Genomic DNA, 9,979 nt, shown 5'->3' with positions numbered 1-9,979 from the left:
TCATTAAGCAGAACGTCTGAAGCGAAAGCAGTGATTGAATTACGATAATGTTATGTTATAACATTTTATAAATTCAAATACCCACTGGAGAACTTCATGACTAAACGCATTTCCGCCGCGCTGCTGGGCGCTGGCATTTTACTGAGTAGTGCTCATGTACTGGCGCATAGCCATTCACACGGCAAGCCGTTAACTGAAGCTGAACAGAAAGCCAGCGCCGGAGTTTTCGACGATAACGACGTCAAGGACCGCACCCTCAGCGATTGGGATGGGATGTGGCAGTCGGTGAATCCTTACCTGTTAAACGGCGACTTAGATCCGGTGATGGCGAAAAAAGCCCAAAAAGATGGCACTAAAACGGTGGCGCAATACAAAGCGTATTATCAGAAAGGTTACGCGACGGATATCGATACTATTGGCATCGAAAACAACACTATAGAGTTTCACACTGGCAAAACGATCAACACCTGCCACTACGCCTACTCTGGTTTTAAAATCCTGAATTACACCTCTGGCAAAAAAGGTGTGCGCTATTTGTTTGAGTGCAAAGATAGCCAGTCAAAAGCCCCAAAATATGTGCAATTTAGCGACCATATTATCGGTCCGCGCAGATCTGAACATTTCCATATTTACATGGGTAATGATTCCCAGCAGTCATTATTAAAAGAAATGGACAACTGGCCGACGTTTTATGAGTACTCATTAAGCAGCAAGCAAATTGTCCACGAGATGCTGGAACACTAAAAAGCTATCGATTTTGCTCAGCGCATTCATCGGTTTGCCGGGTCCTGGCTGAGGGTGAATGTGCGCCTTAATCTCAAACATCGGTCATCATAGCGCCGGAGTCATCACCGCTTCCGGCGCACTTTGCGCAATACAATTGCAGATATCGGGCAATAACGCTTCCATCTTCATCCTTAAACCTGGGATTGAAACCCTGTTTTATGATCTATGCTGAAGGCTACCAGTAAAGCAAGATGATTCACCCGCTGAATCACCGCTAGCAGTGTGCTTCTTGTCCTGCTTAACACTTAATAATGTCAATCAGTTACATCAGCATTGAATTGTTAATCAGGCGATGTAAAATTAACGTTAATATGTATTGCTGATGTGAATCATTCTTCAGATTCCTGGACTTCTTCTTCGCCATATCACCTCCTTCTCGGCGACCAGGTTTGAACCATTTTTTCAGGGAACGTTACGATGAAATTGCGAAATCTGTTGATCCTTGCTGTTGTTGCGACGGTTGTGGGCTGTAAAGCGCCCCCACCAAAAATGACGGACGACACTCTCGTCACCAGTGAGATCAATGGTGTCACATTGACGCACCGTTATGCGGTTAGCGCGCCAAAAGAATTCACCCCAGTCAACGCAAGTTTTAGGGCGCTGTATGCAGGGTCAATTATGAGCAAACCGGACTTCGGCGGAAAAGTCGTCAGCACCCTTGATAATGGGCAAAGTTACACCGTTTTGGGGCAAGTCGAGAATAATTGGCTGGCCGTTGCGCAGCAGGATAAACAGGAAATGTTGGGTTATGTTCCTGCACGTGCGCTGGTGAAAAGTGAACTGTATGCACAAACGCTGAAAAAAGATCGCCCTCGTCCACGCAAGGCCACCAAAAAAACCACCTGCGTTGCGGTCGATGGCAGTAGCAAAGCCTGCCAGAATGCGAACAGCGGCACCTGGATCATTGATTAACTGTCGACGTTTTACGTCATACCTTGTTGTTTAAAACTGTTCGGCTAAGAAGGATTTCTATGAAACTCTGGCTTTCGAGTCTGGCGCTACTGCTGGCATCTACTTCAGTGTGGGCGGCTGGTAACTATCGTATCGTCCAGTCTCCTTCGCAAAAGCTGGATGTCTGGATTGACGATGTGCAAAACAACACGCCGCAAAGCTGGTGTGCGCAAGAACTTCCCCTGCGAATCGTCGCCAATGGCGATAAAAATCCGGCGCTGCTCAATGTTTTTATGCCACGTCTGGGAACACTCCTGGAAAGCCAATGTAGCGCGGTGCAAATAGTCAGTTGGCGGATGGAAGATCCACAGGGTCAAGCACTCGCGGTTGGCACTGCGAGCAGAAGCAGCGACTGGACGGTGATTATCGCGCCGGTTGTTTCCAGCGAACTCAACACCCAACCCGCTCGCGAAGAAAACTCACCGTTAGCGGACCGCACGCCGTGGCAGGAGTTTACGCTGCAAGACGGCTGTCATTTGCGCACTTTCTGGCAGGGTGATGCTAATTCGTCAGCGATGTTTATCCCAAATGGTAAATGTGAAAAAGGCGGCTGGTTGAATGGCCACAGTGAAATCATTCAGAGCGGCGCTAAAGGCGAAACACGCAATGTGATGACCTTTGTGCATGGCTTCCCGGTCAGCGGATTAAGCGCCGATGCCGGTTCTGACAGCCTGCTGATTACCAGTCTCAATAACGAGCGGATGGTGGTCAGTAATGAACATGCTCCGCAGAGTTGGATGATTTTGCCTTATCACTCAGAGCTGAATGGCTGGAAAGCCACTGGCATGGTTGCCGTTGAAGTACCACGCGAACTGGCAGTAGATGAAGCCGCTATCCAGAAGCGTTTAAATATTGTGCGCAAAGTTTGGTCGGAGTGGCTTGCACCGGATACCCCTATCACCTTGTTGTTGATTGATTCCCTGCGTCCGCAATTGCGTGATCCAGCGGTTGGCGCATGGCGCTCCCAGAAGTAACCCTGAATTTTCGTCGATTTCGAGCAGAGTAAGGCCATCATGACTGATAAAGATTACAACTCCGAACTACCCGACGCTCTGCCGCCTGGCTTCCGTTTCGACGAGTTTGAAATTCAGCAAGTGACTGAATCCACCAATACTAACGTGGTGTATAAAGCGTGGGACCACCAGCTTGAGCGCCCGGTCACTATCCGCGAATTTATGCCGCGTGCGCTGACGGTACGCAGCGATAATATGCAGCTGGTGTTACGCAGCAAGCAAGACAGCCAGGCGTTTAATGTCGGAATGAATCGTTTTGTGCAGTCTGCTCGCCAGCTCGCACAATTTAACCACCCCAATTTGCTGCAAGTGTTTAGCTTCTGGACACAAAACGAAACCGCCTATGCGGCGACACGCTACTCCAACGGCGTAACGCTGGCTGAATTGCATCAGCATCAGCCTGAAGTGATTAATGAAGCCTGGATTCGGCGCATCTTGCCGATGTTGTGCGGAGCGCTGGCAACATTACACGATGAGGGGTTTATCCATCGTGACCTGTCGTTAAGAAGCATTCAAATTCAGGATAACGGCGCGCCTTTGCTATTGAATGCTGGCGCTCCGCGTCCAGGAAAAACCGAAAATGGCGATGAGATTAAAACGCCACTCAATCCAGGTTTTGCGCCGCTTGAACAATATGCTGATGACCTCGAAAACCGGCTCGGGCCATGGACGGATATTTACGCACTGGGGGCGATTCTCTACACCCTGATCACCGGCACTTGTCCACCTGCCAGCGTTACCCGCACCATTCAAGACCCGTGCGTGAAGCTGGCAAAAAATCGGCCTGAAGGTTATTCCCATAGCCTGTTGCAGGCGGTGGATAACGCGCTGGCGTTAAAACCGGAAGACCGCCCGCAGTCTATTGCAGAATTTGCGGCGCTGGCGGACATGCCGTTAAGTGGTATCAACGGCGCGGCACCGTTGAAACAGCCTGGCACCATGCTGGTCGCGGTGGAAGATGCGGAAATCACCCCTCTCTCGCCGTTCAAAAAACGCTACAAATTGCCGCTACAGATTGCCGCCAGTTTACTGGTAGGCGTGGCGATTGGCGGTTTCATTTTTAATAACAACGCCCCTTCTGTTTCTACTACCCAGACGGCCAAAACCGACAAACCGGTTGCGGAAAAAGCGGAAGCTGCCGGGACTAAAAGCGTGGTGCCTGTAGCGGATGGCGCGATAGCGCGCATTTATGTACGCATGAATGATGGCGAACAACTGGATGTTAATGGCAAGGCCGAAAAAGTGACACCAGGCGCCAATGGCTATGGCTTCCTGCAACTGCCTGCGGGCCAATATGAGCTTACGTTGCGTGATAAAAATCTGTCGCGAAGCATGACGTTATCGGTTGAAAAAGCGGGGACATGGTTGGTCAATCCGCAAGGGTAAATGGACGTTTAGCCAGGCGGTAAATTATCTGCTTTATCAGATTATGAGACATCTCCCGTAGCACTAGCCAGAAATTCGGCTAAGGTTTTCATAGGGTTGATCGCGGTAAACTTTCGCCGCGGTAGCCTGTAAAGGAGAACGATTAATGATAAATCCTGTTTTGCGCCGTCCTCGCACGTTATTTTTTGCGATTCAAATAGCTATCGGTTGTACGTTCGTCACTTTGCCTGCCTCAGCCGCAGACAGCCTGCCACAACCGCCTGATGTCATCCTTGGCCCGCTGTTTACCGATGTCCAGACGGCAAAATTATTCCCCGATCAGAAAACATTTGCCGATGCGGTTCCCAAGAATGATCCGTTGATGATCCTTGCGGATTACCGCATGCAGCGCAATCAATCGAGTTTCGATTTACGCCATTTTGTCGACGTTAACTTTACCTTGCCAAAAGAAGGTAAAAAGTATGTCCCGCCTAAAGGCCAAACTTTACGCGAGCACATCGACGGTTTATGGCCGGTGCTGACGCGCACCACTGACAGCACCGATAAATGGGATTCGCTGCTACCGTTGCCGAAACCGTATGTGGTACCAGGCGGGCGCTTCCGCGAAGTCTATTATTGGGACAGTTACTTCACCATGCTGGGGCTGGCGGAAAGCGGCCACTGGGACAAAGTTCAGGACATGGTCGATAACTTCGCCCATGAAATCGACACCTTTGGGCATATTCCTAACGGCAACCGCAGCTACTATCTGAGCCGCTCTCAACCGCCGTTCTTTGCCTTTATGGTCGAACTGCTCGCCAGCCACAAAGGTGACGAAACCTACACCACCTATCTACCGCAGTTGAAAGCTGAGTATGCCTGGTGGATGCAGGGCAGCGATACGCTGGCAGCAGGCGCTGAAAACTTGCGGGTGGTGAAACTAAAAGATGGCTCGGTGCTAAACCGTTACTGGGACGATCGCGATACACCGCGCGCCGAATCGTATCTGGATGACGTGACCACCGCGAAGAACAACCCCAACCGCCCGGCGACGGAAATCTATCGCGATTTACGCGCAGCTGCGGCTTCGGGTTGGGATTTTAGCTCACGCTGGATGGATAACCCGCAGCAACTGGGCTCGATTCGTACCACCTCTATCGTTCCGGTTGATTTGAACGCTCTGCTATTCCAGATGGAAAAGACCCTTGCGAAAGCAAGCCATGTGGCGAAGGACAGCGCAGCTGCCACGCAATATCAGCAACTGGCCGATGCCCGTCAAAAAGCCATCGAAAAGTATCTGTGGAACGATAAGCAAGGCTTCTATGCGGATTACGATCTCAAGAACCACGCGGCTCGTTCGCAACTGACCGCTGCCGCGCTATTCCCGCTGTATGTGCATGCCGCTTCGAAAGATCGCGCTGAAAAAATGGCGGCCATCACCCGTTCGCAATTGCTGAAAACTGGCGGGCTGGCGACCACCAACCTGAAAACGGGCCAGCAATGGGACGCACCAAACGGCTGGGCGCCATTGCAGTGGGTGGCCACGGAAGGCCTGCAAAATTACGGCCATAACGATCTGGCAATGGAAGTCACCTGGCGCTTTATGACCAACGTGCAGCAAACCTATAACCGCGAGCAAAAACTGGTGGAGAAATATGACGTATCCACCACGGGTACCGGCGGTGGCGGCGGTGAATATCCGCTGCAAGATGGATTCGGCTGGACTAACGGCGTCACCTTGAAAATGCTCGATTTGCTGTGTGGCAAAGAGAAACCGTGTGATTCCACACCAGACAAATTGCCTTCTGCAACACCGGGGCCGGTGAAAGAGACGATTCAGCCTGCTAGTTCTGCGAAGTAGTTTTCCCCTCACCCTAACCCTCTCCCGAAGGAGAGGGGATTGTCTGGTTTCTCTCTCAGCCTCATCCTCTCCCGAAGGAGAGGGGATTGTTTTGTTTTCGCCTTGTCCTTCCCCTTCTCCTGGGGGAGAAGGACGGGATGAGGGCGCCCACTCCCCGCCAAAATTGGCACTTGAAACAAAAAACAATAACGATAATAATTCGCATTCAATTTATTAGCACAAATAGCTAAATCAATACCTCTTGGGAATATAACTAAATGAAACTGGCATTTACAGTAAAGCGCTCTGCTTTACTCTGCGCGTTGGCACTCGCGGCCCCCACTTACGCATTGGCAGAAGACACCGTCGTCGTTACCGCCTCCCCCGCACAAACCTCCACCAGCCCAACCGAAGGTTACAGCGCAACGGTCAGCCGTGGAGCAACCAAAACCGATGAGCCGCTGATTACTACCGGTCAATCCATTTCGGTGATTACCCGCCAACAAATCGAAGACCAGGGCGCGCTCACCGTCAACAACGCGCTAAATTACACTCCTGGCGTATTTACCGGCTTTGCCGGTGGTGCAACGCGTTATGACACCGTGGCTTTGCGCGGTTTCCACGGCGGCGACGTCAATAACACCTTCCTCGATGGCCTGCGCCTGATGAGCGACGGCGGCAGCTACAACGTGATTCAGGTTGACCCGTGGTTCCTCGAGCGAATCGATGTGATTAAAGGGCCATCGTCGGCACTTTATGGCCAAACCATACCAGGTGGACTGGTAATGGAAACCTCAAAGCGCCCGCAATTTGTCGAGGAAGGCCACGTTCGTGCGATGTACGGTAATCACAACACCAACGGCAGCGCATTTGATTACACCAATGCGATTAACGAAGAATGGGCGTATCGGATTATTGGTTTAACCAAAAACAGCGACACTCAGTACGAGAACACGCGGGACGAACGTTATGCGATTTCCCCGTCCCTGCTGTGGCAACCCGGCGAAAATACCTCGCTGTTGCTGCGCGCCTATCTGGAAAAAGATCCATCAGGCGGATTCCACGGCTCGGTTCCGGCTGATGGCAGTATTTATTCATCCACCGGGCGCAAACTCAGCACCGGTTTCTCTGACGTCGAACCGGGCAATGACGCTTTCAAACGCCACGAGCAAATTTACAGCTACGAGTTTGCACACAGCTTTAACGATGTGTGGGCGTTCCGCTCCAACGCCAGTTATACCCACTCGAACGTCAGCCTGAAACAGGCTTACCAGATTGGTTGGGCAGACGTGGCGCATGACGAACTGATGCGTTATTACAGCGGCGAAACTTCATCGCTTGACGCTTACGCCATGGATAACCAACTGGAAGCCGATTTTGCAACTGGCGAGCTGGATCACAAAGTGGTGCTCGGCGGCGAATTCCATAAGTTCACCAACAATTTGTCCGATGACTCCGCTTACACCACCAACCTCAACCCGTGGACGGGTGAGTCTGGCGGCCCTGGCGGTTTCTATTATTACGACCCACGCGACCCCACGTATTCCACCATCAATCAGGGCCTGCTGACCAAAGCCGGTAAACGCCAGTATGAACAAACGGGTGTCTATCTGCAGGATGATATGCAGTGGAATCAATGGCACATGACGCTTTCTGGCCGTTACGATCACATCGTGACCAAGAGCCATATTGTGGCTGATGCCATTGATAGCGTCGTCACCGATAACCGTACTGACGATCACTTCAGTGGCCGCGCATCGTTGCTGTACGCATTCACCAATGGGATATCCCCATATATCAGCTACAGCCAGGCCATCACGCCGCAGGTTCTGCCGGATGCCGAAGGCAAGCTGCTGAAACCGACCACCGCTGAACAGTATGAAGCCGGGATGAAATACCAGCCGCTGGGTACGGCGGATCTCTACACCCTCGCCCTGTATGACCTGACGCAGAAAGATGTCGGGAACCGCGTAGTTCAGGGCAGTTACTATGAGCCAGCGGGTAAAGTTCATTCGCAAGGTGTTGAGCTGGAAGCACATTCTCAGTGGCATCCACGTTTCTCGACCGTTGCCGGATACACGTACAATAAAGTGCGCTTTAAAGATGCCATCGACGGTAACGATGGCAACACGCCATACGTCACACCAGATCAGATGGCCAGCCTGTGGGGAATGTTCAAAGCCGACTTCGGTATTAGCCTGGGTTCAGGTATTCGCTATATCGGCAAGCAATGGGCGGACAATGAAAACACCCTGCGCGTGCCTTCTGTAACGCTGCTTGATGCAATGGTGCGTGCTGAGATGGGGGCGTGGACGCCGTCACTGAAAGGTGCCTTCGTGCAAGTTAACGCCAATAACCTGACGGGCCGTGATTACGTTGCGGGTTGTTACGGCACCGGTTACTGCTACTGGGGCGCGGAGCGTTCTGTGATTGCTACTGTGGGATATGATTTTTAATCAGTGAAGTGGGTGTCGGATGGCGCAAGCGCCATCCGATATTTATTTGACCTTTTACTGAATGACACTCCCGGCAATATTCACTTCAGCCTTTGCACCCTGCTGTTTTTCCAGCGCGAGCTGCGCCAGTGGCGTATCGGCTTCATAACGCCCTTTCGCATCGAGGGTTTTCTCGTATTTGTTGTATTTCCACCAGGCATAGCCGAGGAAAATAACCAGACCGCCAACGTTATAAAACACAATGGTCATAATGCTCGCCCCCGTCGGGAAGGTAGAAGCAATAAACCCGACGGTGAAAATAACAATTAAGACGCTAACAATAGCGATGCCCTGCATTCGTGAACCCATGCGGAAATCACGGTTCACTTCATCGTATTTCAGGCGCAAGTTCAGGTAAGCCAGCATGATAAACAGCGGTGGCAACATTGACGCCGCCGCCGTCATGTTAATCAGGGTGTTCATCAACTCCTGCACGTTACCCGAACCAATAGTTGGGATAAGCATCAACGGAATGACAATCAAGAACTGAATCCAGGCCGCGCGAGTCGGTACGCCATGCTGGTTCAGGCTAACCGTTTTCGCACCAAAGATACCTTTCGGGATCTCAGTAAAGAAGATTTTGACCGGTGCCGCCGTCCACATCAGCAATGAACCAAACATGGCAGTGAACGAAACAATTCCGACAAAGCGATTCATCAGTATCACTGGCAGGCCAAAGTGTTGCGCCAGGCCGCCAAATACCTGAACCGTGCCACCGGTGTAGTGCAAATCAGCCTGGTGGACAAAGACGTTAATCAGCAGCGATGAAACGGTATACAGCACGCCGATAAACAGCCCAGAAAGAATGATCACTTTGACGAACGCTTTGCTGCCGCCCTTAACGTCATTGACGTACACCGCCACGGACTCTGCGCCACCCGCAGCCTGGAAAATCCACGCAATAATGCCGAGGAACGCCCAACTAAATTGCGGAGTAATGGCCTGCACGTTAATTGGGTCAGCCGGTTCAACACCGCCAATGACCGCAGCACCTGCCAACACAATGTAGGAGAAAGTGAGTAATAACATCAGCGTAGAAGTTACTGACGTCATCGGCCCGAGCAGTTTCGCCCCGTGGTTTGAAATCCAGGTGGAGAATGCGAACAGGATAATACTGATGATAGCCGTGGTTAATGGCGTGAAAATATAGTCATATCCGAGGAACGCATACGAGGCGTAGGCAATGACCCTTGGCAATAACGAGGTGAAGAAAAACAGGTTCACAAACCAATAGGTGTAGGCGGTGATAAATGCCCAACGGCCACCAAGTGCACTTTTTACCCAGGCGTAAACCCCGGCTTCTGAATTACGGTTTAACGAGACAAATTCAGCGATGATTAAACAGAACGGAATAAAGTAAATAAGCGTAGCCACCAGGAAAACCGGTGCCGATGCAATGCCAAGTTGCACGTTATTGTTAATGACGTTATTGAAGCTAAAAACCGCCGCAAATGTCATTGCCAATAAGCCAAACTTGCCAATGGTATTTCTGTTTGTTGAAGCCATGAGAACTCCACATTGTGTAGGGT

General features: G+C 51.2%; 7 protein-coding genes. 6 read left to right on the top strand and 1 reads right to left on the bottom strand.

Features of this window, described 5'->3' with window-relative positions:
- The first annotated feature begins 96 nt into the window (after window positions 1-96).
- The 6 genes from zinT (at window position 97) to MES37_RS21815 (ending at window position 8,411) form a co-directional block, all read left to right on the top strand.
- On the top strand, window positions 97-744 hold the full coding sequence (zinT, locus tag MES37_RS21840) for a metal-binding protein ZinT (protein ID WP_237932631.1): 648 nt from the start codon (window positions 97-99) through the stop codon (window positions 742-744).
- Between the two features lie 459 nt (window positions 745-1,203).
- On the top strand, window positions 1,204-1,698 hold the full coding sequence (locus MES37_RS21835; RefSeq protein ID WP_064546168.1) for an SH3 domain-containing protein: 495 nt from the start codon (window positions 1,204-1,206) through the stop codon (window positions 1,696-1,698).
- A 59-nt stretch (window positions 1,699-1,757) separates the two neighbouring features.
- The gene (locus MES37_RS21830) at window positions 1,758-2,711 is read left to right on the top strand and encodes a hypothetical protein (RefSeq protein WP_064546167.1); all 954 of its coding nucleotides are present in this window, start codon (window positions 1,758-1,760) and stop codon (window positions 2,709-2,711) included.
- Window positions 2,712-2,750: 39 nt separating this feature from the next.
- Complete coding sequence (locus MES37_RS21825) at window positions 2,751-4,136, top strand: serine/threonine protein kinase (protein ID WP_237932630.1); 1,386 nt, start codon at window positions 2,751-2,753, stop codon at window positions 4,134-4,136.
- A gap of 145 nt (window positions 4,137-4,281) precedes the next feature.
- Window positions 4,282-5,976 (top strand): alpha,alpha-trehalase, encoded by a 1,695-nt coding sequence (locus MES37_RS21820; RefSeq protein WP_133521575.1) that lies wholly within the window; start codon window positions 4,282-4,284, stop codon window positions 5,974-5,976.
- Window positions 5,977-6,233: 257 nt separating this feature from the next.
- On the top strand, window positions 6,234-8,411 hold the full coding sequence (locus tag MES37_RS21815) for a TonB-dependent siderophore receptor (RefSeq protein WP_232887065.1): 2,178 nt from the start codon (window positions 6,234-6,236) through the stop codon (window positions 8,409-8,411).
- Window positions 8,412-8,465: 54 nt separating this feature from the next.
- On the opposite strand, the gene MES37_RS21810 is transcribed toward MES37_RS21815, so the two are convergent.
- A complete protein-coding gene (locus MES37_RS21810; protein WP_064546158.1) occupies window positions 8,466-9,956 on the bottom strand; it encodes an amino acid permease in 1,491 nt (496 codons plus the stop codon).
- Window positions 9,957-9,979: the final 23 nt, after the last annotated feature.

Source organism: Buttiauxella sp. S19-1, assembly GCF_022134725.1.
Classification (GTDB): domain Bacteria; phylum Pseudomonadota; class Gammaproteobacteria; order Enterobacterales; family Enterobacteriaceae; genus Buttiauxella; species Buttiauxella ferragutiae.
Note: the sequence above shows the minus strand (reverse complement) of the source record. Positions and strands in the feature narration are given on the sequence as shown.